General features: G+C 72.1%; 25 protein-coding genes. 13 read left to right on the plus strand and 12 right to left on the minus strand.

The genetic code is table 11. The annotated features are described in order from the left end of the window. Window positions 1-13: 13 nt before the first annotated feature. Together IEY87_RS21725 and IEY87_RS21730 are read left to right on the plus strand one after the other, a co-directional pair. Window positions 14-577 carry a ClpP family protease gene (locus IEY87_RS21725; protein ID WP_189140556.1) on the plus strand — a complete coding sequence of 188 codons (564 nt, stop codon included), beginning with the start codon at window positions 14-16 and terminating at the stop codon, window positions 575-577. A gap of 1 nt (window position 578) precedes the next feature. Continuing rightward, on the plus strand, window positions 579-1,196 hold the full coding sequence (locus IEY87_RS21730; RefSeq protein ID WP_189140557.1) for an ATP-dependent Clp protease proteolytic subunit: 618 nt from the start codon (window positions 579-581) through the stop codon (window positions 1,194-1,196). A gap of 110 nt (window positions 1,197-1,306) precedes the next feature. On the opposite strand, the gene IEY87_RS21735 is transcribed toward IEY87_RS21730, so the two are convergent. The 3 genes from IEY87_RS21735 to IEY87_RS21745 form a co-directional block, all read right to left on the minus strand. Further along, window positions 1,307-2,173, minus strand: coding sequence for an LLM class flavin-dependent oxidoreductase (locus tag IEY87_RS21735; protein ID WP_225277233.1), 867 nt, complete (start codon window positions 2,171-2,173; stop codon window positions 1,307-1,309). A gap of 374 nt (window positions 2,174-2,547) precedes the next feature. Further along, the gene (locus tag IEY87_RS21740) at window positions 2,548-3,363 is read right to left on the minus strand and encodes an ABC transporter permease (protein ID WP_189140559.1); all 816 of its coding nucleotides are present in this window, start codon (window positions 3,361-3,363) and stop codon (window positions 2,548-2,550) included. Window positions 3,364-3,643: 280 nt separating this feature from the next. Then, window positions 3,644-4,630: an ATP-binding cassette domain-containing protein gene (locus IEY87_RS21745; protein ID WP_189140560.1), complete on the minus strand. Its 987-nt coding sequence runs from the start codon at window positions 4,628-4,630 to the stop codon at window positions 3,644-3,646. A gap of 85 nt (window positions 4,631-4,715) precedes the next feature. Here IEY87_RS21745 and IEY87_RS21750 point away from each other — a divergent pair, with 85 nt between their 5' ends. Together IEY87_RS21750 and IEY87_RS21755 are read left to right on the plus strand one after the other, a co-directional pair. Then, complete coding sequence (locus IEY87_RS21750; RefSeq protein WP_189140561.1) at window positions 4,716-5,222, plus strand: TetR/AcrR family transcriptional regulator C-terminal domain-containing protein; 507 nt, start codon at window positions 4,716-4,718, stop codon at window positions 5,220-5,222. A gap of 77 nt (window positions 5,223-5,299) precedes the next feature. Then, window positions 5,300-6,061: a sulfite exporter TauE/SafE family protein gene (locus tag IEY87_RS21755; RefSeq protein ID WP_189140562.1), complete on the plus strand. Its 762-nt coding sequence runs from the start codon at window positions 5,300-5,302 to the stop codon at window positions 6,059-6,061. Between the two features lie 101 nt (window positions 6,062-6,162). On the opposite strand, the gene IEY87_RS21760 is transcribed toward IEY87_RS21755, so the two are convergent. Continuing rightward, a complete protein-coding gene (locus IEY87_RS21760) occupies window positions 6,163-7,305 on the minus strand; it encodes an MFS transporter (protein WP_225277234.1) in 1,143 nt (380 codons plus the stop codon). Next, window positions 7,302-8,108 carry a DeoR/GlpR family DNA-binding transcription regulator gene (locus IEY87_RS21765; protein WP_372462252.1) on the minus strand — a complete coding sequence of 269 codons (807 nt, stop codon included), beginning with the start codon at window positions 8,106-8,108 and terminating at the stop codon, window positions 7,302-7,304. Before IEY87_RS21765 ends, IEY87_RS21760 begins: the two co-directional genes overlap by 4 nt. On the opposite strand from IEY87_RS21765, the gene IEY87_RS21770 reads away from it, so the two are divergent. From IEY87_RS21770 to IEY87_RS21780, 3 genes are read left to right on the plus strand one after another with little or no spacing between them, the layout of a single operon-like run. Then, window positions 8,107-9,078, plus strand: coding sequence for a helix-turn-helix transcriptional regulator (locus IEY87_RS21770; RefSeq protein WP_189140564.1), 972 nt, complete (start codon window positions 8,107-8,109; stop codon window positions 9,076-9,078). The two genes, IEY87_RS21765 and IEY87_RS21770, sit on opposite strands and share 2 nt — an antisense overlap. A 51-nt stretch (window positions 9,079-9,129) precedes the next feature. Continuing rightward, entirely contained in the window at window positions 9,130-9,858 is a 729-nt protein-coding gene (locus tag IEY87_RS21775) for an alpha/beta fold hydrolase (RefSeq protein ID WP_189140565.1), read from the plus strand. A gap of 3 nt (window positions 9,859-9,861) precedes the next feature. Continuing rightward, complete coding sequence (locus tag IEY87_RS21780; RefSeq protein ID WP_189140566.1) at window positions 9,862-10,074, plus strand: hypothetical protein; 213 nt, start codon at window positions 9,862-9,864, stop codon at window positions 10,072-10,074. On the opposite strand, the gene IEY87_RS21785 is transcribed toward IEY87_RS21780, so the two are convergent. Continuing rightward, entirely contained in the window at window positions 10,071-10,490 is a 420-nt protein-coding gene (locus IEY87_RS21785) for an SRPBCC domain-containing protein (RefSeq protein ID WP_189140567.1), read from the minus strand. The genes IEY87_RS21780 and IEY87_RS21785 overlap by 4 nt on opposite strands. Continuing rightward, window positions 10,487-10,816: an ArsR/SmtB family transcription factor gene (locus IEY87_RS21790; RefSeq protein WP_225277236.1), complete on the minus strand. Its 330-nt coding sequence runs from the start codon at window positions 10,814-10,816 to the stop codon at window positions 10,487-10,489. Before IEY87_RS21790 ends, IEY87_RS21785 begins: the two co-directional genes overlap by 4 nt. Before the next feature lie 86 nt (window positions 10,817-10,902). Here IEY87_RS21790 and IEY87_RS21795 point away from each other — a divergent pair, with 86 nt between their 5' ends. Next, window positions 10,903-11,244, plus strand: a complete 342-nt coding sequence (locus IEY87_RS21795) for a VOC family protein (RefSeq protein ID WP_189140568.1) — start codon at window positions 10,903-10,905, stop codon at window positions 11,242-11,244. On the opposite strand, the gene IEY87_RS21800 is transcribed toward IEY87_RS21795, so the two are convergent. Continuing rightward, window positions 11,245-12,123 carry an SCO6745 family protein gene (locus IEY87_RS21800; RefSeq protein WP_189140569.1) on the minus strand — a complete coding sequence of 293 codons (879 nt, stop codon included), beginning with the start codon at window positions 12,121-12,123 and terminating at the stop codon, window positions 11,245-11,247. Window positions 12,124-12,160: 37 nt separating this feature from the next. On the opposite strand from IEY87_RS21800, the gene IEY87_RS21805 reads away from it, so the two are divergent. The 4 genes from IEY87_RS21805 (at window position 12,161) to IEY87_RS21820 (ending at window position 16,720) form a co-directional block, all read left to right on the plus strand. Next, window positions 12,161-12,739 carry a CGNR zinc finger domain-containing protein gene (locus IEY87_RS21805; RefSeq protein WP_225277237.1) on the plus strand — a complete coding sequence of 193 codons (579 nt, stop codon included), beginning with the start codon at window positions 12,161-12,163 and terminating at the stop codon, window positions 12,737-12,739. A 94-nt stretch (window positions 12,740-12,833) separates the two neighbouring features. Continuing rightward, window positions 12,834-14,030: a site-2 protease family protein gene (locus IEY87_RS21810; protein WP_189140570.1), complete on the plus strand. Its 1,197-nt coding sequence runs from the start codon at window positions 12,834-12,836 to the stop codon at window positions 14,028-14,030. An 8-nt stretch (window positions 14,031-14,038) separates the two neighbouring features. Then, window positions 14,039-14,980: a lytic transglycosylase domain-containing protein gene (locus IEY87_RS21815; protein WP_189140571.1), complete on the plus strand. Its 942-nt coding sequence runs from the start codon at window positions 14,039-14,041 to the stop codon at window positions 14,978-14,980. Window positions 14,981-15,085: 105 nt separating this feature from the next. After that, window positions 15,086-16,720 (plus strand): membrane dipeptidase, encoded by a 1,635-nt coding sequence (locus IEY87_RS21820; RefSeq protein WP_225277238.1) that lies wholly within the window; start codon window positions 15,086-15,088, stop codon window positions 16,718-16,720. Here the strand turns inward: IEY87_RS21820 and IEY87_RS21825 are convergent. The 4 genes from IEY87_RS21825 to IEY87_RS21840 are packed head-to-tail and all read right to left on the minus strand — an operon-like array spanning window position 16,689 to window position 22,678. Next, window positions 16,689-19,103: a hypothetical protein gene (locus IEY87_RS21825; protein WP_189140572.1), complete on the minus strand. Its 2,415-nt coding sequence runs from the start codon at window positions 19,101-19,103 to the stop codon at window positions 16,689-16,691. The two genes, IEY87_RS21820 and IEY87_RS21825, sit on opposite strands and share 32 nt — an antisense overlap. Next, window positions 19,100-20,821 (minus strand): ABC transporter permease subunit, encoded by a 1,722-nt coding sequence (locus IEY87_RS21830; protein WP_189140573.1) that lies wholly within the window; start codon window positions 20,819-20,821, stop codon window positions 19,100-19,102. Before IEY87_RS21830 ends, IEY87_RS21825 begins: the two co-directional genes overlap by 4 nt. Beyond that, window positions 20,818-22,044 (minus strand): hypothetical protein, encoded by a 1,227-nt coding sequence (locus tag IEY87_RS21835; protein WP_189140574.1) that lies wholly within the window; start codon window positions 22,042-22,044, stop codon window positions 20,818-20,820. Before IEY87_RS21835 ends, IEY87_RS21830 begins: the two co-directional genes overlap by 4 nt. Beyond that, a complete protein-coding gene (locus IEY87_RS21840; protein ID WP_189140575.1) occupies window positions 22,028-22,678 on the minus strand; it encodes an ATP-binding cassette domain-containing protein in 651 nt (216 codons plus the stop codon). Before IEY87_RS21840 ends, IEY87_RS21835 begins: the two co-directional genes overlap by 17 nt. 185 nt (window positions 22,679-22,863) lie before the next feature. Between IEY87_RS21840 and IEY87_RS21845 the strand changes: the two genes are divergently transcribed. Next, entirely contained in the window at window positions 22,864-25,194 is a 2,331-nt protein-coding gene (locus IEY87_RS21845) for a rhamnogalacturonan lyase (protein WP_189140576.1), read from the plus strand. Window positions 25,195-25,305: the final 111 nt, after the last annotated feature.

Genomic DNA, 25,305 nt, shown 5'->3' on the forward strand with positions numbered 1-25,305 from the left:
AAAGGCGATGCCCATGACGGAGAATCAGCGCTCGCAGTGGCCTGACCAGCTCAGCCAGCGCCTCCTGCAGCAGCGCATCCTCGTTCTCGGCCAGGAGGTCGACGACGACATTTGTAACAAGCTGTGCGGCGAGTTGCTTTTGCTGGCGGCCGAGGATTCCAAGGCGGACATAACCCTTTACATCAATTCCCCGGGCGGATCCGTGTCCGCCGGTATGGCGCTGTACGACATGATGCAGTTCATTCCCTGCGACGTGGCGACGGTCGCGATGGGCTTCGCCGCGTCCATGGGCCAGTTCCTGCTCTGCGCCGGCGCTCCCGGCAAGCGCTACGCCCTGCCCAACGCCCGGGTCGTGATGCACCAGCCGCTGGGTGGCATCGGCGGCTCGGCCACCGACATCCAGATCCAGGCCGAGAACCTCCTCCACACCAAGCGCCGGATGGCCGAGATCATCGCCCACCACACCGGCCAGCCTCTGGAGCGCATCCAGGCCGACTCCGACCGGGACCGCTGGTTCACCGCCCAGGAGGCGCTGGAGTACGGCTTCGTCGACCACCTCGCCGAAAGGATGAACTGACATGAGCGGACGCTACGTGCTGCCCTCCTTCACCGAGCGCACGTCCTACGGCATCAAGGAGATGACTCCCTACAACAAGCTCTTCGAGGACCGGGTCATCTTCATCGGCACCCCCATCGACGACACCTCCGCCAACGACGTGATGGCGCAGTTGCTCACCCTGGAGTCGATCGACCCCGACCAGGACATCAACCTCTACATCAACTCGCCTGGCGGCTCGTTCACCGCGATGACGGCCATCTACGACACGATGCAGTTCGTCCGGCCGGAGATCCACACCGTCTGCATCGGCGAAGCGGCATCGGCGGCGGCGGTCCTGCTGGCGGCGGGCACCCCCGGCAAGCGCGCCGCCCTGCCCCACGCCCGCGTCCTCCTCCACCAGCCCGCCACGGAAGGCGGCCGCGGCCAGTCCAGCGACATGGAGATCCACGCCAGAGAGATCCTCCGCATGCGCGACCAGCAGGAGGAGATCCTGGCCCGGCATACCGGCCGCACACCACTGGAGATCCGCAAGGACATCGAACGAGACCGCATCTTCACGGCGGAGCAGGCCCGCACCTACCACCTGATCGACGACATCTACGCCTCCAGAAAGCGCACCTTAGCCTCCACCCACTGACCCACCGGGCCCAGGCCGGACACCGCGAGGGTCGAAATTCTGAGTCGTCCCGCTCAGTTTGCGGACCGTACAGGAGAGATGTCCTCGTTCGAGGGGTCGTCCCGCTCTCGTTACGGACTGTGCAAGAGGCCTGTCGGGGCCGATGCGCTGATGAGCTCGTCGGTGACCCATCGCGCGACGTTTTCGGAGTAGGGCGCGGACAGGCCGAGGACGATGTGCGGGAAGCCGGCGTCGAGCGCCTCGCCGATCGTGGCCCGTGTGGTGCTGGGGTGGTCGTAGGAGACGGGCAGGAGGATCGAGCGGGTGATCGAGGCGGGGTCGCGGCCGACCTCGGCGCAGTAGCGGTCCAGCAGTGCGCTGCGCTCGGCGGCGTCGTCGATGTCGCCGCCCGGGATGTTCCACATGTCGGCGTGCTCGGCGGCCACGCGTAGCGTCGCGGACGACCGTCCGCCGATGAGGATCGGCGGGTGGGGGCGCTGGACGGGTTTGGGGTTGCCGAACGCTCCGGTGAGGTGGTGGTAGGTGCCGTGGAGGTCGAACGGTTTCTCCTCGGTCCACAACCGCCGGATCACCGTGCACGCTTCGGCCAGGCTCCCCACGGCGTGCGCGAAGTCGTGGAAGGGCAGGCCGTGTGCTTCGTACTCGCGCCGAGCCAGCGGGTGGTCGGGTCGTGAGCCGGCGCCGATGCCGAACTCGAGGCGTCCGCCGGAGACGATGTCGACGGTCGTGGCGATCTTGGCCAGCATCGCGGGCGGACGGAGTCGGTTACTGGTCACCATCACGCCGAGCCGCAGTCGCCGGGTGTGGGCGGCCAGGGCCGAGAGCAGCGTCCAGCCTTCGTAGGCCGGTCTGCCCGGGTCGCCGCCGATCGGCATGAGGTGATCGAACAACCACGCGTGCTCGATCTCCGGGATGGTGTCCGCCTCGCGCCAGACCCGCAGGATGTCGTGGTAGCCGATCTGCTGGGGGACGGTCATAATGCCGAAACTGGGCTGAGGTGTGGGTGGCATGGAGCCGTTGGGTCCTTTCAACACCGACGGCGCCGACCGGGGGGCTGCCGGAGTTCTGAGTGGGGACATGTTCCCTAAAAGGAGCGTGGCTTGAGCTGTCCAGCCACCGGTCTGGCATCCTGGTTAATCGGAACGATGCTCCGCTAACAATAGGGAACGCTGTTCCGGTTAGCAAGGCGAGGGGTCGGCTCGGTGACGGTAGGGCCGGCGGGCAGTGGCAGCGGGCGGCAGGCGGCGACCCGATAGACGGTGACTCGATGGTCGGTGGCCTGATGGACCGGAGCCCGATGGGCGGTGACTCGACAGATGGCGACTCGACGGGGTGAGGGATGCGGGTGGGGTCATGCCGTGGTGCGGCGGCGGAAGAGGAGGGCGGCGATCGGCATGCTGATCACTACGCCGGCCGTGAGCCAGGCCGCGGACAGCCAGCCGGCGTCGCCCATCGGCCGGTCGAGCAGGAGGGCTCGGAGCGTCTCCACCATGGGGGTGGTCGGCTGGTGCTCGGCGAACCCGCGCAGGAGCGGCGGCATGGTCTCCGCCGGGACGACGCCGTCGGACAGGTACGGGAAGAAGATGACGGTGAAGCTGAAGGCGCCCGCCGCCTGGGGTGAGGTGACGAGCAGGCCCCACAGCATCGCGAGGGCGGACACCGCGAGGATGTAGCCGGAGATGAGCGCCAGGACGAGGGCCCAGTCGGTGGCGGTGGCGTCGGGGCGGAAGCCCAGCAGGACGGCCGCGGTCAGGGCGAACCCGGTCGTGACCACGTTGCGGAGCAGTGAGGCGATGACGTGGCTGGCGGGAAGGGTCCAGCCGCTGATGGGCAGGGTGCGGAAGCGGTCGATCATGCCTCCGGTCATCTCTTCGGCGATGTTGACGGCGGACAGCGCGGCGCCGTAGCCGCCGGCCATGAGCAGGACGGCGGGGACGACGAAGTCGATGTAGGCCAGGCCGCTGTATCCGGTGGTGATCGCGCCGCCGAAGACGTACACAAAAATGATCATGATGAGGATCGGCAGGGCGATGTTCACCAGGAGGGCGTCGAGCGTGCGGGCCTCGTGGCGCAGGGTGCGGGTGACGAGGCGGCGCAGGTCAGCGAGGGTCGTCGCCACGGAGGGGGCGCGGTCCGGCCGGCCGGGCGCTGTGGTGGTGGTGGTCATGTCGGCTCCGTTGCGAATTTGGCGGGAAGGTCTTCCAGAGCGGAGGTCATGTCGCCTCCGATTCGGGTCCGGGCGGGGAGGCGCCCCTGGGGTTGCGGTTCGGGCAGGGGGGTGGCCCTGGGGTTGCGGGTTCGGGCGGGGAGGTGGCCCTGGGGCTGCGGTTCGGGCGGGGGGTGTCCTCGGGTTGCGGGGTCGGGTAGGGAGGTTCCGCTCGATTCGGGCTTAGGGGGAGGGGGTGGCCCTGGTCGCGGGTGGGGGCTTGGCGTCTCCGTGGAGAGCTTCAGGGCGTCGCGGGGGTCAGGGGTGGGGTGGTCGCCGTGAGTGCGAAGAAGACGTCGTCCAGGGTGGGAGTGCGCAGTTCCACCTGCGCGATCGGGATGCCCGCCCGGTGGAGGAGATCGAGGGTGTGGCGCAGGTGGTCGGGGGATTGGACGGCGAGGGTGAGTTCACGGGCGTCCGGGTCGAGATGCGGGGCGGCGTCGCCCGGGGGCAGGGTGGCGGCGGCGCGGGGGAGGTCGGCGGCGTGGGCCAGGCGCAGGATCAGGCGTTCCGAGCCCACCTGGCGTTTGAGCGCGGCCGGGGTGTCGTCGGCGACGACCCGGCCGGTGTGGATCACCGCGATGCGGTCCGCGAGGTGGTCCGCCTCCTCCAGATACTGGGTGGTCAGCAGGATGGTGGTGCCGGCGGCGAGCAGTTCGCGGATCACCGACCACAGTTCGGCCCGGCTGCGCGGGTCGAGGCCGGTGGTGGGCTCGTCGAGGAAGAGGATTCTGGGGGCGGCGACCATGCTGGCGGCCAGGTCGAGGCGGCGGCGCATGCCGCCCGAGTAGGTGGCGGCCCGGCGGTCGGCGGCGGCGGCGAGGTCGAAGCGTTCGAGGAGCTCGGCCGCCCGGCGGCGCGCCTCGCGCCTGCCCAGGTGGTAGAGGCCGGCGAACAACTCCAGGTTCTCCCTGCCGGTGAGCAGGCCGTCGACGGTGGCCTGCTGGGCGGTCAGGCCGATGCTGCGGCGCACCGCGGCGCTCTCGCGGGTGACGTCGTGGCCGCCGACGATGGCGGTGCCGCGGTCGGGGGCGAGCAGGGTGGTCAGGATCCGTACGGTCGTCGTCTTGCCGGACCCGTTCGGCCCGAGCAGGGCCTGCAGGGTGCCCGGCGGGACGGTCAGATCCACTCCGGTGAGCACGTGGGTGCCGCCGAAGGATTTGTGCAGGCCGCGGGCGTGGATCGCAGCTTCAGTAATTGCGTGCGTCCTACTGTGTATGTCGTACATGGTTACTAAGCTATATCACGTACGCAGTCCGTGAAGGGAGTTCGATGGCACAGGAGCGAGCGTTGCCGCCCGTCGTGGCGCGCATGTGGGGGCGGGAGCCGTTCCCGAGCCGCCCGCGCGTGGCGGGCTGCCGTGGCGCGACTACCTGGCCGTCTGGACGCGGGCCAACCGCGACCTGTTGCTCGAACGCCCATGGCTGCTGTCCCTCGACCGGATGACCCCGCCGATGGGGCCCAGGCGCCTGCTGTGGCTGGACCGGGCGCTGGACGCGCTCGGCGGCACCGCGCTCGACGAGGGAGAGAAGCTCAGGGCGGCCACCGTGCTCACCGGCTACGCGCTGTCCGACGCCACGCTCACGTACGGCATGAGCGCGGCGTCGGGCGAACCGGCCGAGGACGGGGTCGGCGGGGCGGCCGACTACGGCGAGGTGCTGGCCGAGGTGCTTGATCCGCTCAGCTACCCCGCCCTGTCGGCCGCGGTGCGCGCGGGCGGCTTCGGAGGAGCGGAGGGCTGGGTGCAGGACGCCGACTTCCTGTTCGGCCTCAATCTCCTGCTGGACGGCATCGAGGCGCTGAACGTACGGCGTTCCTAGCGCACGGGCGGTATCGGGCGGGAAAAAGGGAGGTTATAGGGTCTCTCGGGGGTTTATCGGGGAAAACGGGGAGTCGCGTGCCGCTGGAACAGGTGCTCATGTTGCTGGTGGCGGCGGCGGGAGCGGGATGGGTGGACGCCGTCGTGGGCGGCGGCGGGCTGCTGCAACTGCCCGCGCTGATGATGGCCGGCATCCCGCCCGTGCAGGCCATGGCGACCAACAAGTTCTCCTCCGTCTTCGGGACCGCCTCGGCCGCCGTCACCTACGCGCTGACCGCCAAGTTCGACCGGCAGGTGGCGCTGCCGGGGGCGGGGCTGGCCGTGCTCAGCGCCGGGCTCGGCGCCTCGGCCGCGGCGGCGATCTCGGCCGAGGTGCTGCGGCCGGCGGTCATGGTGATCCTGCTCGGCGTGGCCGCCTTCGTGACGCTGCGGCCGGCGCTCGGCTCGGTGGCGCATCCGCACCTGCGCACCAACACCAGGGTCACCGTCGCGGTGGTCGTCGCGGGGGTGGGCATCGCGTTCTACGACGGGATCATGGGGCCTGGTACGGGGACGTTCCTCATCATCGCGTTCACCACCATTCTCGGGCTCGACTTCGTGTCCGCGTCCGCCTCATCGAAGATCATCAACACCGGGACCAACCTGGGCGCGCTGTTCGTGTTCGGGGCGCAGGGGCACGTGCTGTGGGGGCTGGGGCTGGGCATGGCCGCGTTCAACATCGCGGGCGCGCAGCTCGGCGCGCGCATGGCCATCAGACGCGGTACGGGATTCGTACGGATCATCCTGCTGTGCGTGGTGGTGGCGATGGTGACCCGGATGGCCTGGCAGCAGTTCGGCTAGGACGAGAGTGACGGCGGCCATCGCAGTAGCCAGGTAGGGGCGCGGTGAATGCGCCACCATCGTCGTACTAGGGAGCACGGCCTGGGATGGTCGGCGGAGTGCTAAGCGCGCACCCGCGTGCGCAGAGCGGTGGCGGTCAGGGCGACGAAGGCGGCCAGCAGCGCCGGGAGGGCCAGGGCGCGTGGCAGGCCGGTGAGTTCGGCGGCGGCGCCGATGAGCACCGGCCCCGACAGGAAGCCCAGATAGCCGATGCTCGCCACCCTGGCCAGCGCCCGGCCCGCGTACGCCGGGTCGCGGTGGCCGGCGGCGGAGAACACCTGGGGCACGATGCACGACAGGCCCGCGCCGAAGCAGCCGAACCCGATCACCGCCGCCACCGGATGCCCGGCCAGCAGTGACGTGCCGAGCCCGAAGGCGGCCAGCAGCCCGCAGGCCCGCACCAGCGGCACCGGGCCGAACCGCGCCGCCAGCCGATCCCCGGCCAGCCGGCCGGCCGTCATCATGGCGGCGAACGCGGCGTACCCGGCGGCGGCGAACCCGGCGGAGGAGCCCAGCTCGTCGCGCAGGTAGACCGAGCTCCAGTCGGCCGCCGCGCCCTCGCCCACCAGGCAGCAGAACGCGAGCACGCCGAGGAAGACGATCCCCCGGGGAGGCCCGGCCCGCTCTCCCGCCGTGGCCGGGGGCGCGGGGACCGAGCGCAGCGCCCACCGGGCCGCCCACGCGGCGAGCGCGGCGATCACCAGGCCGCCCGTCCAGAACGTCGCGGCGGGGGACAGCTCGACGTGCGCGAACACGCCGCCGAGCGTGGCGCCCGCGAACCCGCCGACGCTGAAGACGGCGTGGAACGACGACATGATCGGCCTGCCCCACGCCAGCTCCACCTCCACGGCGTTGGCGTTCATGGACACGTCCAGCACCCCGTGCACGATGCCGAAGCCGAACAGCGCCACCGCCAGCGTGAGCAGGTTCGGCGCGTACGCGGCCGGCACCAGCACCACGCCCTGGGCCAGGGCGGCGGGAAGCATGACGCGGGAGCTGCCGTAACGGTCCACCAGGCGGCCCACCGACTGCATGCCGGCCATGGCCCCGGCGGCGATGGCCAGCAGCGCCAGGCTGAGCTGCCCGTCGCTGAGCCCGAGGTCCTGCTTGATGGCCGGGATCCGGGCCGTCCAGGTGCCGATGGCCGCCCCGGCGAGCAGGAACAGCAGGTAGACGGCGACGCGGGCCCGGCTCAGCGGCCTCACGCGAGCTCTTTGACCAGGCGGACGGTGACGCCGGCGGCGAGCAGGGCGTCGTGCTGGTCACGGGGGATGGCGTCGTCGGTCACCACCACGTCCAGCCGCGCGATGGAGCACACGGCGCCGAACGCCGTCCGGGTGAACTTGCCCGAGTCGCAGACCGCGATCACCCGGCGGGCGGCGGCGATGGCCGCCTGCTTGACCGCCACCTCGGGCAGGTCGTGCGCGGTCAGCCCGTGCTCGGACGACAGCCCGCAACAGCCGATGACCGCCGTGTCGAAGCGCAGCGCCCTGATCGAGCTCTCGGTGAGCGGGCCCATGAAGTTCAGCTCGCCGGGCCGTACCTCTCCTCCTGGCAGGACGAGCCGCACGCGTGGCGCGGACGCCAGCAGCGAGACCGCCTGCAATGCCAGCGGCAGCACGGTCAGTCGGCGCTCCAGCAGGCTCCGCGCCACCTCCAGCGCGGTGGTGCCGCCGTCGAGCACCACCGCCTCCCCGTCGGCGATCAACGCGGCCGTCTCGGCGCCGATCCGCTGCTTGGCCTCGGTCGCCTCCCGCTCGCGGATGCCGAACGGCGGCTCCTCTCCGCGCAGCAGCAGCGACAGCGCGCCGCCCCTGATCCTGCGCACGACGCCCTGCTGGGCGAGCTCGTCCAGGTCGCGCCTGATCGTCATCTCGGACACGCCGTGCTCGTCGGCCAGCTCGGCGACGGAGACGCTGTCGTTGGTGCGCAGCCTGTTCATGATGTGATGTAAACGCTCCATATGTTCATACAAACACAGATAATGTGCGCAATACAATTGCACCATGCGTGCCAGCCGCCTGCTCTCCCTCCTGCTGCTCCTGCAGACGCGCGGCCGCATGACCGCGCCCGAGCTGGCCGCAGAGCTGGAGGTGTCGGTCCGGACGGTCTACCGCGACGTGGAGGCGCTGTCGTCGGCCGGCGTGCCGGTCTACGCCGACCGGGGTCCCGCGGGCGGTTACCAGCTGCTCGACGGCTACCGCACCAGGCTGAACGGCCTTACGGTGGCGGAGGCGTCGTCGCTGTTCCTGGCCGGGCTGCCGGGGCCGGCCGCCGAGCTGGGGCTCGCCGAGGTGGCGGCCAACGCCGAGCTGAAACTGCTGGCCGCGCTGCCGCCCGAGCCGCGCTCACACGCCGCGCGGATGCGCGAGCGGTTCCTGCTGGACGTGCCCGGCTGGTATCGCAGCCCCGACGACGTGCCGCATCTGAGCGAGGTGTCGGAGGCGGTGTGGGAGCGGCGGCCGCTGCTGATGACCTACCGGCGCTGGGGCAGGCAGGAGGTCGAGCGGCTGGTCCACCCGTACGGGCTGGTGCTCAAGGGCGGCTCCTGGTACATGGTCGCCGCCCCGCCGGGCGCGAGCCCGCGCACCTACCGGGTGGCCCGGGTCCTCACCGTACGGACGCTGCCCGGCCACTTCGACGGGCCCGCGGAGTTCGACCTGGGGGAGTTCTGGAAGGCGTACGCGGCGGAGTTCCGCGAGCGGATGTACACCGCGACGGCGGAGATCAAGATCGCCCCCGGCATGGAGGAGCTGCTCTCCTACACCATGGGCGCCGACGTGGTGGCCACCGCGCTGGCCGCCGGAGCCGAGCCCGACGCGGAGGGCTGGCGGACCCTGACCGTGCCCGTCGAGTCCATCACCTACGCCCGCTGGCTGCTGCTGCGCATGGGCGCGAGCGTGGAGGTGCTCGGCCCGCCCGAGTTGCGCGCCCTCATGGCCGAGTCGGTCGCCGAACTGCGAAAAATGTACGGGTGAACCCGGCCTGATCTGAAAGGATCTCGGTGCCCGACTGGTCCTGGAGGCCAAGTGACGATCTGGTACGAACACGCGGGCTCCGGCGAGCCGGTGGTGCTGCTGGCGTCGAGCGCGGCCGACGCCGGCATGTGGGACGCGCAGTGGAAGCCGCTCGCCGAGCGCTTCCACGTGATCAGAGTGGACTACCGCGGCTTCGGCCACACGCCCTACGCGGCCTCGGAGCCGTACAGCGACTCGGGTGACGTGGCGGCGGTCCTCGCCGAGCTGGGCGTGTCGCGGGCCGCGCTGGTCGCCGCCTCCTACGGCTGTGCCGTCGCCCTGGAGCTGGCCCACCTCGCCACCCGGCTGGTGCTCATGAACCCCGGCTCCGACCTGCCCAAGACCCCGGATCTCGTGGCGTTCGCCGAGGAGGAGGACCGGTTGCTGGAGGCGGGCGACGCGCGGGCCGCCGCCGAGCTGAACGCCCGCACCTGGCTCGGCCCGGCGGCCGACGAGGAGGCCAGGCAGCGGGTGACCGCCATGCAGCAGCACGCTTTCACCATGCAGCTCGCCGCCGACCCCGAGCCGTCGCAGTTCAGGGCCGGCTACGACCTCGGCGCGATCCAGGCGCCCGCGCTGGTCGTCACCGGCCCGTACGACCTGGAGTTCTTCCGGCGAAGCGCCCGCCACGTCGCCGCCGAGCTCCCGCACGCCGAGCTGGCCGAGCTGGACTGGGCCGGTCACCTGCCCGCGCTGGAACGGCCGTCGGAGGTCACCCGGCTGCTGCTGGACTACCTTTAGACCATGACGAGCGATCTGGCGACGCTGATGCGGCAGGCTCAGGACGACGATCCGCTGCGCGCGCTGGAGGCCACCACCGCGCTGCGCCACGAGCTCGAGCGCATGGAAACGGTCCATGTGCGGCGGGCCAGGGTGGCGGGCCTGCCCTGGGCGCAGATCGCGCACGCGATCGGGGTGAGCAAGCAGGCCGTGCACAAGAAGTACGGCAAACGCTAGCTCCACTGCCCGGCGAACCAGCCGAGCACGATGTTCCAGGAGTAGCCGCTCCTGATCCGCCCGGCCACGGCCGGCGGCAGTGTGTCCAGGCCCCGGTGCTCCAGCAGCACCCGCGTGCCGCCCTCGACGGCGGTGAACGCCACCTCGATCTCCATCCGGCCGGTCGGATTGATCAGGTCCGCCCAGACGAGGCGGTGCGGCGGCTCCCAGACGACGATCCTGCCGGTGTCGACATGGCCGCCGTCCGACCACACCTCGCGGAGAAACCCGTCCTCGAACCGGATCCCGACCGCGCGCTCCGGGTCCACCCAGCTGTGCGGGCCGCGTACGTACCAGCGGTCGATCTCGTCGGTGAAGACGCGGAAGGCGGTGCCGGGGTCGACCGGCACGGTCACGCCGGTCTGGACCGAGCTCACTGCCGGTCACCTTCCTGGGTGGTCTCGAGGTGGTCCTTGAACGAGCCGAGCCGCTCGGCCCAGAACGCCTGCACCTGGTCCAGCCAGGCCTGCAGGGCGGTGAACGGCTCCTGCCGCAGGGAGTAGAGGCGCAGGCGGGCGTCGTCGCCACCGGCCTCCGCCCGCACCAGGCCGCCGGCCCGCAGCACGCGCAGGTGCCTGCTCAGCGCGGGTGCGCTCATCTGGACGGCCTGGGCCAGCTCGCCGGCCGGGCGCGGACCGTCGCGCAGCAGGTCGATCACCCTGCGCCGGGTGGGATCGGCCAGCGCGGCCAGCGTCGCGTCCAATTGGTTAACGTTACTGTTAATCTTTGACTGCTTTCGCTATAGTGTTAATACTTCACGATAGCGCTAATCATTGCGGAGGAACGTATATGGCCGTCGAACTCGGCTACTACACCCTGTCCGTCGGCGACCTCGACCGGGCGGCCGCTTTCTACGGCGCGCTGTTCGGCTGGGAGTTCAGGCGGGAGCACGAGACGTACCTGCACGTCAGCAACACGGCGGTGCCCATGGGCTTCACCGCGGGCGGTTCGTCGTCGCAGCCCAACCTCTACTATCACGTGGCCGACATCGACGCCTCCGCCGAGCAGGTGCGCAAGCTCGGCGGCACCACAGGGGAGATGCTGGACAGCAAATCCGGCCGTAGTTGTACCTGCACCGACGACCAGGGCACCGTCATCGGGCTGTGGCAACCGGCCCCTGAGTGGGCGTGATCAGTCCGGGACCTTGACGGTCGCGATGCCGAGGGTGCTGGTCATCGGCAGCAGGCCCGCCCCGAAGACGGCCCCCAGGACCGGCCCGGCGAGCTGGACCAGGCGCTGGGCCTTTTCCTCGCCCAAGGTCCGCCAGGGCGCGGCGGCCAGTTCGTCGGTCGTCCGCTCCACCTGGTCGCGCAGTTCCCGCCCGCGCTCGGTGGCCTGCCCCGAAGGGTCGACGAGGCCGCGGGCGGTCAGGCGCTCCTGTGCGGCGGCCCACTCCTGCGCGCTCCAGCCGCGCCCGGCGAAGTTCGCCACGGGGGCGGCGCCGATCGCGGCGAAGGAGACCAGCGACTCGCAGGGGTCCAGGTCGGCCGTCAGCAGTGCGGCCAGGTGGCCGTCGCCGCGGTGCTCGCGCAGCACCGTGGCGGCGTGCCAGAGCGCCAGGTGCGGCTCCTCGGGCCAGGGCAGGTCGAGGTTGGCGGCGGCGAACGGCCGCGCGGCCACGCTCACGCTCTCGGCGGCGCGCCTGGCCAGCTCGGCCGCCTCCGTCATCTCCGGGCTCGCCACCCGGTCGCCGAGCAGGGCACGGTAGGTGCGGTCGACCGCCGTCAGCCTGGTCCGCAGCACCTGGGCGGGCGAGGCCGTGTCCCACAGGCCGCGCACGTACCGGTCGATCATGCTCGGGCTGAAGCTGTAGTAGGCGGCGGTGGCCGCGGTGGTGCCCACGGGCCCCAGCGGGGCGGTGCGGTAGGCGAAGTAGCTGGGCCAGCGCTCCGCCACGTCGTAGCCGAGCGCCGCGGCCTCCTCGAAGCCCTCGGGCGAGAAGTAGAACACGGCGTGGATCGGCTCAAGCTGGTGCCACATGCTGCGGGCGAGCCGGGAATCACTGGACATAGCGAAAAAATCCTCACTGTCTAGATAAGATACGACAGTGACGATAGAGGCATGGCGCATCACTGGTCAATCCCAGATAGACAGTTATGTCGGCCGTTGGGCGGAGCAGGCCGTCACACTGGTCAACACGCTGACCGTCGACCGGGCACGCGGCCGCCGGATCGAGCCGCCCGCCGACGGCCCCGCCCGCCTGTCCGCCATCGGCGACCTGGCGAGCGCACTGAGCCCGAGCCGGCCGCTGACGACCGGCGACGCCGACCGGCTGGCGGAGGTCGCGGCGGAGCTGCGCCCGGTCTTCGGCCGGACCCCGGAGTTCGGCACGCTGAACGCGGCCCTGATCCGGCACGGCGCCGTCCCGCACCTGCAGGGGGATCCGCCGAGGCTCGCCTTCCACCGCGAGGACGCCGACCCGGTCGACGCCTGGGCCGCGAGCGCGGCCACCGCCATGGCCATGGTGATCGGAGTAGGCCAGGGCGTACGCCTGCGCTCGTGCGAGGCGGACGGATGTGACCTGGTCTTCTTCGACGTCACCCGCAACGCCTCCCGCCGGTTCTGCGGCCTGTCGTGCCAGAACCGCGCCAAGGCCAGCGCCTACCGCGCCCGCCGCAGAGACTGATCCGCCGCGCTCGGCGCCTGGGCGGCCGACCAGCGGCGTGACATGCCGCTGAATGGGGGTAAAGGGGGCTGACTCGGATATCCGTGGAGGAGAGATGCGCTCGTCGATCAGTCTGGGCCGCATCGGTGGTGTCTCGGTCGGGCTCAACATCAGCGTGCTGTTCATCGTAGTGATCCTGGTGTTCGGGCTGGCCTTCGGGCGTTTCCCCGCCGTCTATCCAGGTCTGTCCTCGGTGGCCTACGTGCTGGCCGGGCTGGCGTCGGCGGCGCTGTTCCTGGCCTCGCTGCTGGCCCACGAGCTCGCGCACGCGCTGACGGCCAAGCGGCACGGCATCGAGGTGGCCCAGATCACGCTCTGGCTGCTCGGCGGGGTGGCGGAGCTGCGCGGGGAGCCCCGCTCGCCGGGCGCCGACCTGAAGATCGCGGTGGTGGGGCCGCTGACCAGCCTGGCGGCCGGGGCGGTCTTCGGCGGCCTGGCGCTGCTGTCGGCGGCCGTGGGCCCGCCCCTGGTCGCCGGGATGTTCGGCTACCTGTCGGGCGTCAACGTGCTGCTGGCGGTGTTCAACCTGATCCCGGCCGCGCCGCTGGACGGCGGCAGGGTGCTGCGCGCGGCGCTGTGGGCGCGGTGGGGCGACAGGACGAGGGCGGCGATCGCCAGCGCCCGCGCCGGACGCGTCTTCGGCTACGTCCTCATCGCCCTGGGCTTCTTGCAGGTCGTCAGCGGGCGGGGCTTCGAAGGGCTGTGGCTCGCCCTGATCGGCCTCTTTCTGGTCAACGCGGCCAGCGCCGAGGAGCAGCAGAGCAGGATCGGCACCGCCCTGTACGGCGTCCGGGTCGCGGACGCGATGACGGAGCGGCCCATCGTGGCCGACCCCGACGAGACCGTGGCCGGGCTGATCGACCGGGTGGTGATGCGCGAGCGCCTGTCCACCTATCCCCTCGTCGACGCGGGCGGCGGCTTCGCCGGGCTGGTGACGCTCAATCGCATCCGCGAGGTGGCCCCCGACCGGCGGGCCTCCCTGCGGCTGCGGGACATCGCCTGCCCGCCCGAGCAGGTGCCGCGGGCCAGCCCCGAGGAGGCGCTGACCGAGCTGCTGACCCGGATGAGCGGCAGCGCGGACGGACGGGCCGTGGTGCTCGACGCCGGCGGCCACCTGGTCGGGCTGCTCACCCCCACCGACATCAGCCGGGTGATCCAGACCGCCGACCTGCACCGGGGAGATCTCTCCCGGCGAGCGCACGGCGCCGACCTCACCGGGCCGTACCACGATGACCATGACCGCGCGGTCTGACGCCCCTCATGAGAGATCTCGACCAGGTAAGTTGGGCGCTCATGGAGCAACGCCCCTTTGACCGGATCACCGCCGTGGCGGTCGCGGCCCTCGTCGCCGTGGCGGGCTGTGGCGGCCAGGAGCCGCCGCCCGTCGCCGTCCCCGTGGCGCAGCCCACCGCCGCGTTACCTGTGGCCACGCCCGATCCGGCGGTGGCGCTCCCCGGGCCGAACGAGGTGATCCCCAAGGACGCGGCGCGGCTGGCCGAGGCGCTGGAGACGACCAGCGACGCGCTCCACGACGCCATCGACGCGTGGACCGAAGGCGACAGCGAGAAGCCGCCGCAGGAGGTCGAGCTGCTGGCGCTCTACCAGCAGCGGATCCTCCGCTACGCCGCCCGGCACCCCAAGGTGGCCACCAAGGCCTTCGCCAAGCTGCCGCGCACGCTCGCCGCCCAGTCCAAGGACGAGACCGCGGCCATTCGCGAGCTGCTCGCCCTGGCCCGGCCCATCAAGGGCTCGGCCGTCTTCAAGGTCCAGCCGCCGCTGCCCGCGGCCGACCTGCTGCGCCACTTCAAGAAGGCCGAGCGCCGCTTCGGGGTGGAGTGGGAGGTGCTGGCGGCGGTGATGCTGGCGGAGACCAAGTTCGGCAGGGTGAAGTCGGACAGCCACGCCGGCGCCCAGGGCCCTATGCAGTTCATGCCCGCCACCTGGAAGCTGTACGGCCTGGGCGGTGACATCCAGGACCCGCGCGACGCGGTGATGGCCGCCGCCAACTATCTGCGCGCCACCGGAGCGCCGGGCGACTACCAGCGGGCGCTGCACGCCTACAACCCGTCGCAGGCGTACGTGGACGCCATCCTCCTGCACGCCCGCCAGATCAAGCGGGACGCCAGGAACTACTACGTCTACTACAACTGGCAGGTGTTCGTCCTGACCACGGACGGTGAGCGCCGCCTGACCGGCCCGTGACCCGGCGGCTGGGCTGAGACCGGCTCATGTTTGGGTCTTGTTGGCGCCCGTGAGGCGGTGGATGCTGACGGCAGTTCCGATACCCGGCCCTGTGAGGTGTCCGTGATGCGTCGTTCCGCCGCCAGGATGCTCACCGTCGTGCTGCTGCTGGCCGCTTCGCTGGTCTCCCCGTTCACGGGCGCCACGGCGCAGGCGGGCCCGGCGGAGTCCGCCGCCGAGGTGCGCGGGTTCGTCGACGCGCACAGCCACCTGTTCTCCTACGAGGCGTTCGGCGGCAAGCTGATGTGCGGCAGGCCGTTCCACCCCGACGGGATCGCGCAGGCGCTGAAGGACTGCGCCGACCACTATCCGAACGGCGAGCTCGCCTGGTTCGAGAACTTCACCAGGACCGGTTCGCCGACCGGCACGCACGACCCCGCAGGCTGGCCCACCTTCGCGGACTGGCCGGCCCATGACTCGCTGACCCACCAGCAGGCCTACTACACCTGGGTGGAACGGGCCTGGCGCGGCGGCCTGCGGATCCTGGTCAACCACCTGGTGGCCAACCGCCAGCTGTGCGCCATCTACCCGCTCAGGAAGAACTCCTGCGACGAGATGGACACCCTCAGGCTCCAGGCCCAGCGAGCCCGCGAGCTGCAGGCGCTCATCGACGCCGAGCACGGCGGCCCCGGCCTGGGCTGGTTCAGGATCGTGAACGACGCGGCCGAGGCCAGGCGGACCGTCGCGGCGGGCAAGCTCGCCGTCGTCCTGGGCGTCGAGGCCTCCGAGCCGTTCGGCTGCCGCCAGACCCTCGGCATCCCGCACTGCACCAGGGGACAGATCGACCGCGGCCTGGACGAGCTGCACGCGCTCGGCGTGCGCAGCATGTACGTCTGCCACAAGTACGACAACGCCCTGTGCGGCGTCCGCTTCGACTCCGGCACCCAGGGCGCCATCGTCAACCTGGGCAACCTGCTCAGCACCGGCTCCTTCTGGCAGGCCCGCACCTGCACCGGAGCCGAGCACGACAACACGATCGAGCCCGGCGGGGTGCTGCCCGACCAGCTCGCCGGGCTGCTGCCGCCCGGCGTCTCGCTGCCGCTGTATCCTCCCGCCCCGCACTGCAACACCCGGGGGCTGAGCGGGCTCGGCGAGCACATGGTGCAGGGGATGATGCGGCGCGGCATGCTGGTGGAGATCGACCACATGAGCGTGAAGGCCGCCGACCGCACCCTCGACCTCCTGGAGGCCGCCGGCTACCCCGGCGTGATCTCCTCCCACAGCTGGGCCGACCCCGGCTACTTCGGCAGGATCTACGCCCTCGGCGGCATGATCACCCAGTACGGGCACGACGCGGAGCACTTCGTCGCCGAGTGGCGGCGCACCGAGCCGCTCCGGCAGGCGCACCAGGTCGCCGGCTACGGCTACGGCCTGGACGTCAACGGCATGGGCCAGCTGCCGGGGCCCCGCGCCGCGGGCCCGGTCGGCCCGGTCACGTACCCGTTCACCTCCTTCGACGGCAGCGTGAGCCTGGACCGGCAGCGCACCGGCCAGCGGGTCTGGGACGTCAACACCGACGGCGTCGCCAACTACGGCCTGGTGCCCGACTGGATCGAGGACATGCGGCTCATCGCCGGCGCGGAGTTCGTCCAGGACATGGCGGCCGGCGCCGAGTCCTACCTGCGCACCTGGGAAGCGGCCTCCACCCGGCCCGCCGCCGCGCCGGGGATCAGTGCTTCAGCGCCGTCAGGCGGGCCCTGATCTCGGTGACCTGCTGGGGCTCGGCGATCCCGTCCCAGGGGGCCAGCGCCGCCAGCCCGGCGGCGCGGTGGGCCGCGGCCTGACGGGGGTGCAGGCGGGCCAGGTGCAGATAGGCCAGGGCAGTGGTCAGCCCGGCCGGCGGCAGCCGGGGCTCAGCCGCCGCCAGCAACTCGGCCGCCTTGCCAAGGCGCGGATCCGGCTCGGCCGCTTTGCCGGGGTACGGATCCGGTTCGGTCCCCTTGCCGGGGTGCGGGTCCGGCTCGGCCGTCTTGCGAGGGCGCGGATCTGGCTCGGCCGCCACCCCGGCAGCCTCGCCCGGGTGCGCGTCCGGCTCGGCGAGCAGGGCGATGGCTTGGTGGACGTGGCAGCGGGCGCGGCCGATCTCGTCGGCGGTCTCGCCGTACATCCGCTCGGCCTCCCCCCAGTGCTGGTCCGCGTCGAAAGGCCGGTCCAGATGCCAGTGCGCCTGTGCCAGCAGCTCGTGCGCGTGCGCCTGAGCATGCGCGTCACCGCCCCGGCCCGCCATGTCGAGCGCCTCGAACAGCAGGGCGCGGGCGTCGGCGTACAGGCGCTGGGCGTCGTCGCGGCCGAGCAGTTGCGCGCGGCGCATGAGCAGCGCCGCGACGTTGATCAACCGCAGTGAGTGGCCGACCAGGTCGCCGCCGGCGAGCGCCTGCCCGTAGCGGATCAGCGCCGATTCCACCGCGCTGAACCCGTCCCCGGTGGCCAGCAGGATCGTGGCGTGGCCGAGATGCAGCTCGGCGGGCCACGACTCCACCCGCACCCGCAGCGCCGCCGCCTGGTCGAAGTGCCGGCGCGCCTCGCCCGGGTCGCCCAGGGTGAGCAGGATCGCGCTCTGGCGCAGCTCGGCGGTCGCCTGGACGTGGTCGTCCCCCAGGGACCTGGCCGCCCGCGCCAGCAGCGCCGCGGCGCGCAGCCGGTCCTCGTGCCGCTGTTCGAGGGTGAACCAGGCCTCCACCGCGTCCGCGATGCGGCCCAGCGCCCGGCTGGTCCGGCGCGCGGGCGGCTCGGGGGCGAGCACCTGCAGCAGCACCCGGTCCTCGGCGGCGAACCAGGTCCTGGCGTCGTCGTCGGGCAGGCGGGCGGCGAAGGCGTCGGCCTGGTCGGCGAAGTACTCCACCAGCCGCCGCCACGCCCCCGCCTCCTGAGTGGTGGCGGCGGCGCCGGTGTCCCGGAACGCGCCGGTCACCCGGACCCGCGACATCCGGACCTTCTCCACCAGCCCGCGCTCGGCCAGCTCGTCGATCGCCTCCCGCGCGGACGGCAGCCCGGCCAGCGCGGCGGCCGCCTGGTGGTCCACCTCCGCGATCGGCAGTCCGGCCAGCAGGATGAACAGCTGCTTGGCCGTGGGTCCGAGCTGCTCGATGCTCAGCCGCAGCACGAAGCTCAGCTTCTCGTCGATGGGCAGCCGGTCCAGGTCGTCGACGAGGGTCCGCAGGGGCACGTTCGGGTTGCGGGCCAGCCAGCGGCCGATCCGCACGATCTCCGCCGGGCTGCCCAGACAGGCGTCGGCGAGCGGCCGCAGGGCCTGCCGGTCCCGGTCGATCCGCCGGTCCCCGATGTGGGCCGCCAGCAGTTCCTGCCCGGCCTCGGAGGTCAGTGGCCCGAGCTCGACCGGCTGGAGGTGGCGCGGCACGTCGCCGGCCGCCTCGCCCGCCACCACGATGTGCGCCCCCGGCACGCGCGGCGGCAGCCAGGCCACCTGGCTCCAGGTGCTGACGTTGTCGAGCAGGAGCACCCGGCCGGTGCCGGTGAGGGCCTCGATCACCACCGGGGCGGCGTCCTCGGGCTCCTGGATCGACCCCGGCGGGCGGTCGAGGGTGCGCAGCACCCGCTGCGCCACGCTCAGCGGGGTCTCCGGATGCTGCCGGTCGGGGCCCCGGACGTCGGCGTAGCGCTGCTTACGAGCCTCGGCCGCCAGCTCCCAGGCGCAGTGGACGGCCAGCGCCGACGTGCCCGTCCCGGTGGCGCCCCGCACCGCCACGATGCCGCTCTCCCGCGCCCGGTCCACGACCTCCCGCAGCTTGTCCTCCCGGCCGATGAGCGGCTCCACCCGGTCGGGGAAGGGCAGATGGCCGAAGAGCGGCTGCGGAGCGGGCTTGCGCTCGCGCCGGGCGGCGTGCACACCCAGACCCGTCAGCGCGGGCACGAGCAGCGCCAGGGGAAGGGCGAGCAGCGGGTGGGGGAGCACCGCCAGGAGGGCGTCCACCACCCGCTGGCGCAGCTCGTCCTGCAGGATGACGAGCGCTTCCGCCACCGTCACCAGCCCTGACAGCCCCAGCTCGGGCAGGTGCGCCCTGGCCTGCTGGTAGAGCCGGGAGATCCGGAACCGCAGCCGATCCCTGCGGGAGATGCCCGTCATCTCCGGACTCCGTGCGTCAGCCCGCGGTACAGCCATCGCCCGGTGACGATCACCAGGGCCACCGGCACCACGGTGGCGATCACCGCCTGCGCCGCGAGCGGGCCGATCGTGGACATGAAGTGCCGTGCCTGCTCCAGCAGCAGGAGCGGCAGATGGTCGCCGGCGGGCCAGTTGAGCAGCAGCCCCACCACGGTGTCGTTCCACACCAGCACGAACGCGAGCACCCCGGCCAGCACCCCGGCGGGCGCCCCCTCGCGCACCACATGGATCAGCTCCCACCGGTGCCGCGTCACCATGGGCGTCCGTACGCGGGCGAACGCGTTGTGCAGCACCAGCACCGCCAGCGGGATCACCAGCGCGGCGTGCACGGTGATCAGCGCCAGCGTGGAGCCCACCACCGGGCTGATCGACTCCTGCAGCGGCACGGCGAATGCCTGCGGCGGCAGCGCGGCCAGGGCCACCGCCACCAGCAGGACGGGCCGCCAGGTGCGGCGCGGCAGCAGGTGCTCATGGGCCAGCACGTACGCGGCGGGCACGGCCGCCAGCAGGACCAGGGCGACGACGACCAGCGTCCGCACCGCGGTGATCGCCAGCGCGCCCATGAAGCCGCCGTCGGCGAAGGCGTCGCCGTAGGAGGCGAGCTGCCACAGGTCCCACTGGACGCGCCACCACCCCGACACGGCCGTCGCGTCCGGCGCGCGGAGCGAGGTGAGGACCAGCACCGCGAACGGGAGCAGCCAGAGCACCGCCACCGGCAGCAGCCACAGCCGCCGGCGCCGCCGCGGACCGGCGGCCTTCGACGCGGGCCGCGCGGCCGGCTCGGACCAGGTCACCTGGCCGCGCAGCCCGGCCAGCGCGGGCAGCGCGAGCAGGCCGACCAGGATGGACAGCAGCACCGCCAGCGCGGCGGCCCGCCCGGCGCCCAGGTCGCTGTGGTGCCGCCACCAGAACAGGCCGCCGCCTTCCACCTGGGCCTGCATCGCGCCCGGCGCGCCCATCAGCACCAGGTCGAACACGCGCGCCGCGGCGACCAGCGCGAGCAGGTACGCCAGCGCCGCCGGGCCGGCGAGAGCGGGGACCACGATCGACCAGATCCGCCTGCGCCGCTCGATCCCGAACGCCCGAGCCACCCGCAGCAGGTTCGCGGGCAGCCTGGCCAGCGCCTCATGGAAGATCAGGAAGGCTAACCCCGCCCACTGCCAGACGAACGCCAGCCCGAGCACCAGCCAGATCCAGCCCGGACCGAGGAAGGCCACGTTCGCCCCGGCCCCGCCCAGCAGGGCGTTGACCACGCCGCGCGCCGGGTTGGTGTCGAAGATCAGGCGGAAGATCGCGCCGGTGGTGAGCGGGGAGACCACCGCGGGCAGCACCAGGATGACGCGCAGCACCCCGCTGAGGCCCGCCCCCGCGTCCCGGGCCAGCCAGGCCAGGCCGAACCCGACCGCGCAGACCAGCACGGCCAGCGCCAGCCACACGAGCGAGTTGCCGAGCGCCTGGAGCACCTGCGCGTCGCCGAGCACCTCGTAGTTCGCCAGACCGCCGGACAGGCTGATCACCACGGTCGCCGCCAGCGGAGCGAGCAGCACCCCGGCCGCCAGCAGGACCGCGAGCAGCAGGTACAGGCCCGCCCGCCAGCGGCTGAGCCCCTGGGCGGTCACCGGCACCCGGGTGTCGTGGTGCGGGACCACCTCGAACAGGAACGGGTCCTTGCCGCTCACCGCGAACCCCTGCTTCCGGCGCTGACGAGGTCGTCGGCCGCCGTGCCGGCCGCCGTGGCCGGCCGGGTCCTGTCGATGGTCACGGCGATGAACAGCTCGGTGAGGATCCGCCACAGCCCCCGGCCGTCACCGCCCGCGAGCGGGCCGGTCAGCCGGTCGGACAGGTCGTACTGGCCGGTGCGCACGCCGGCCAGGTCCCGCGCCGCGCCGCGCAGCGCGGGCGGCGAGATCGAGGCGTCGATGTACGGCGCCAGGAAACCGCCTTCTGCGGCCCACGCCTCCTGCGTGTCCGACCGGTCGCCGCCGGGCGGGCGGGGGCTCGTCAGCCAGTGCACGAAGTCGAAGGCGTCCGCCGTGCCGCCGCTCATCGCGACCGCGACATCGCCCCCGACCACCAGCGGAGGCGCCGCGCCGCCGTTGGCGGGGAAGCGGAAATGCGCGGCCCGTACGCCCGCCGCGTGGTAGCGGGCGATGACCGGCCAGGCGAAGTCGGGCGCGGCCACCACCTCGGCGGTGCGGTAGGTGAAGACGTCCAGGATCGAGTCGTGGAACTGCAGGGTGAGGGCGCGCCTGCCCCGTTCGGCGGTGACGCCCTGCTGCCAGATCGTCGCCAGTTGTTCGAGCGCCTGGCGCACCTCGCCGGTCGCCCACAGCTCCGGCGAGCTCTCCCCGTGCGAGAAGAGCTTGCTGTAGGTGGAGGGGCTGCGGGCGAGCAGGACGTTCTCGAACCAGTCGGTGAGCACCCAGCCGTCGGCGGCGCCGATCGACAGCGTCCGGCTCGCCCAGGCGTCCAGCGTCGGCGGCCGGGCCAGGCCCTCGCCGTCCCGATGCCAGACGAGCGACTTGTGCGCGATCTTGAACCAGGCGCCGAGCACCTGGCCGGGCACGGGGGAGGCGAGATCCCGCCAGAACTCGGGCTGCCGCCTGATCGGCGTCAACGGGCTGATGCGGCGGCGGATCTCCGGGTCGTACAGGAGTCCGAGCCGGGGGATGACGGCCACGTCCGGCGTGACCTCGCCGGAGGGGCCGCGCAGCAGCGCGGCGATGTTGTCGCCCGCCGAGTAGACGGTGACCGGGTAGGGCGAGTCCTTGACCACGCGGAGGAAACGCCGCAGCTCGTCCCCGCTCCACACGACCGCCACCCGCAGCGGCCTGCTGCCCGCGCAGCCCGCCAGGCCCACCGCTGCCGGGATGGTCAGGAAGCTCCTACGGCTCAGCGACATCGCCCACCTCCCAGAGCAGTGCGGGGGAGGCGAGGCTGGCGACGCGGGTCCGGTCGTCGGTCACGACCACGACGGCCAGGCTCGGATCGGCGCCCATGGCCGCGCTCACGGCGGCGTGGCAGGGGCCGGCTCCGGTGTGGTCCTCGACCAGGACCACCTTGACCGGGCGGTGCCGGCACAGCGCCCGTGCGAGCGCGACGGTCAGCCGCTCGTCGTGCGCCAGCTCGTGCGGACGGGCGTGCAGGAAGCCCTCGATCCGCATCCTCGCGGCCATGAAGCCGACCCTGCCGTGGACCTGCGAACTGCCCCGGTGCTCGCGGGCCGCCAGGACGAGGTTCCGCTCGACGGTCAGCTGGGGGAGCAGGCCGCCACCCGCAGGGACCAGGCCGATCTCCCGCTCCTCCGGCGGCCGCATGGTGATCTCCTGGCCGTTGACGCTGATCTTTCCCCGGAAGCGCCAGTCCAGGCCGAGCAGGATGTCTGCCAGCACCTCCGCCTCGGCGGTGTCGCCGGCCACGATGACGGCGGTCTGCCCGGAGCCCACGCTGAGCGGCCCCGGAGGAACACCGCGGCGCCGGCCGCCCGCCTCCCAGCTGAGACCGTCGATTCTCAGTGATGCGTCGGTCCCGTTCACCTTCTGACATTTACACGATCGACGTTCGACGGCAACGTGAATAGGTTTTCGGCGATGAGCCGCCGATACGTCCGGCACGGCGACATCTGCCCGTGACCGGCCCTTGACAGCGGTGTGACACGCCAATAGCGTCCGGTCTGCTTATATCGATTCAATCCCTTTCCGGGACGCGAGGAGCCTGTGTGATGAGCCGCCCCAGCATCCGTCGCGCACTCGTCACCGCCGTGGCCGCCCTGCTCTGCTCCTCGCCGGTGGCCGTGTCCGCCGACGTGTCCGCCGACGCGGCGGCCTCGGGGTGGCACGGGCCACGGATGGAGCGCCTCGACCGCGGGCTGGTCGCCGCCGCGACCGGCGAGGGCGTGTTCCTGAGCTGGCGGTTGCTCGGCGAGGAGGTGACCGGGCACGGCGACGGCGGCATGACGGGGGCGGACTTCCGCGTCTACCGCGACGGCCGGCCGATCGCGACGGTCACCGGCAGCACCAACTACCACGACGTGGCGGGCACCGGCTCGGCCGAGTACCGCGTGGCCCCCGTCGCCCGGGGCAGGGAGGGCCGGCGCAGCGCTCCGGTCGCGCCGTGGCTTGAATCGTTTTACGACCTTCCGCTGCGGAAACCGGCTGACGGGGTCACCCCGGCGGGGGAGGCCTACACCTACATGGCCAACGACATGAGCGTCGGTGACGTCGACGGCGACGGGAGATATGAGTTCGTCGTCAAATGGGATCCGTCGAATTCCAAGGACGTTTCCCAGCGCGGTTACACCGGCAACACCCTTCTTGACACCTACGCATTTGACGGCACCCTGCTCTGGCGGCTTGACCTGGGCGTCAACATCCGTTCGGGCGCCCACTACACGCAGTTCCTCGTCTACGACTTCGACGGTGACGGCCGCTCGGAGATGATGGTCAAGACCGCACCCGGCAGCAGAATCATCCGCTACGGCGCGGACGGCGAGGTGGTCTCCGAGCGCCACATCACGCCGCCGAAGCAGGACGTCAGGGCGGGGCACGCGCACACCGACGACCACCGGATGAGCGCCGAGGACTACTTCGAGCATCTCGTCGAGATGTTCCAGGGCTGGCACGAGCACCCCGAGGTGGTGGCCGGGCGCTGGCCGGCGACGCTGGAGCAGGCCTTCGGCATCCCACCGGCGCACGACTACCCGCTCTCCCGGCAGGCCGCCACCGAGCTCGCCACCTACTTCGTCGACGTCTACGCGCCCGGCCGCAGCGGCAACAACCGGCTGCGGGAGTTCGCGGGCTTCGTCATCAGCGGGCCGGAGTATCTGTCGGTGCTGCACGGCGCCACCGGCAAGGAGCTGCAGACGATCCCGTACAAGCCCGCCCGTGGCGACGACGGGCTGCTCTGGGGCGACTACGCCATGTCGAGGATCGAGCCGGGCAACCGCGTCGACCGCTTCCTGGCCGCCGTCGGCTACCTCGACGGCAGGCGCCCGTCGGCCGTCTTCGCCCGTGGCTACTACACCCGCACCACGCTGGTGGCCTACGACTGGGACGGCAGGAGACTGAAGGAGATCTGGTACGTCGACAGCGGTCACGTGCCGATGGCCAATCCGTTCAACGCCGCACCGCACGGCGTGGACGGCTCCGACCCCGAGTTCGGCACCATCACCACGCAGGGCTTCCACTCCTTGAGCGTGGCCGACGTGGACGGCGACGGCAGGCAGGAGGTCGTGTACGGCGCGGCGACCATCGACGACGACGGCGACCTGCTCTACTCCTCCTTCGCCGAGGGACCGCCGCAGAGCGACGTGCCGGGGCGGCGCGTGCGACTCGGGCACGGTGACGCGATGCACGTCGGCGACCTCGACCCGGATCGCGACGGCCTGGAGATCTGGACGGTGCACGAGGGCGGCCGGTCGGCCCCCTACGGCTGGGCGATGCGCGACGCCGCCACCGGCGAGGTGCTCTTCGGGGGCTACAGCGGCGTGGACACCGGGCGCGGCATGGTCGGCGACGTCGACCCCGCCGTCCGCGGCCTGGAGGCCTGGTCGTCGATGCCGCCCGGCCAGACGGTCCAGGCGGGCCTGTGGTCGGCACGCGGCGACCATCTGGGCACGGACGCGCCGGGCACGAACATGAGCATCCGCTGGGCGGCCGACATGACCACCCAGCTCGTCAACGGCACCGCCACCACCGTCCTGCAGACCCCGACGATCGACGACCGGGCGCGGGGCACGCTGCTCACGGCGGAGGGCACGCTGGCCAACAACTGGACCAAGGGCAACCCGTCCCTGGTGGCCGACGTCTTCGGCGACTGGCGGGAGGAGCTGCTGGTCCGCACGGCCGACAGCACGGCGGTCCGGATCTACCTCAGCACCGAGCCGACGGACCGCAAGCTCTACACCCTGATGCACGACCCGCAGTATCGGGCGGACGTGGCGCGGCAGCAGACGGGCTACAACCAGCCGGCCTACCCGAGCTTCTATCTCGGCTCCGACCTCGACTGGTCGCGGGTCCCGGTGCCCGGCGCTCGGCGTCCCGCGGATCGGTAGCGGACGCCTCGCCGGCGGCCGGAATTTTCGATCACAAGCGCTTAGCGGCATCGGGTCACGCCGCTTACCCGAGCGCTCCTGATCACGAATGCTTTCTGAATTAGGTGGTCA

Source organism: Nonomuraea glycinis (genome assembly GCF_014646515.1).
GTDB classification, from domain to species: domain Bacteria; phylum Actinomycetota; class Actinomycetes; order Streptosporangiales; family Streptosporangiaceae; genus Nonomuraea; species Nonomuraea glycinis.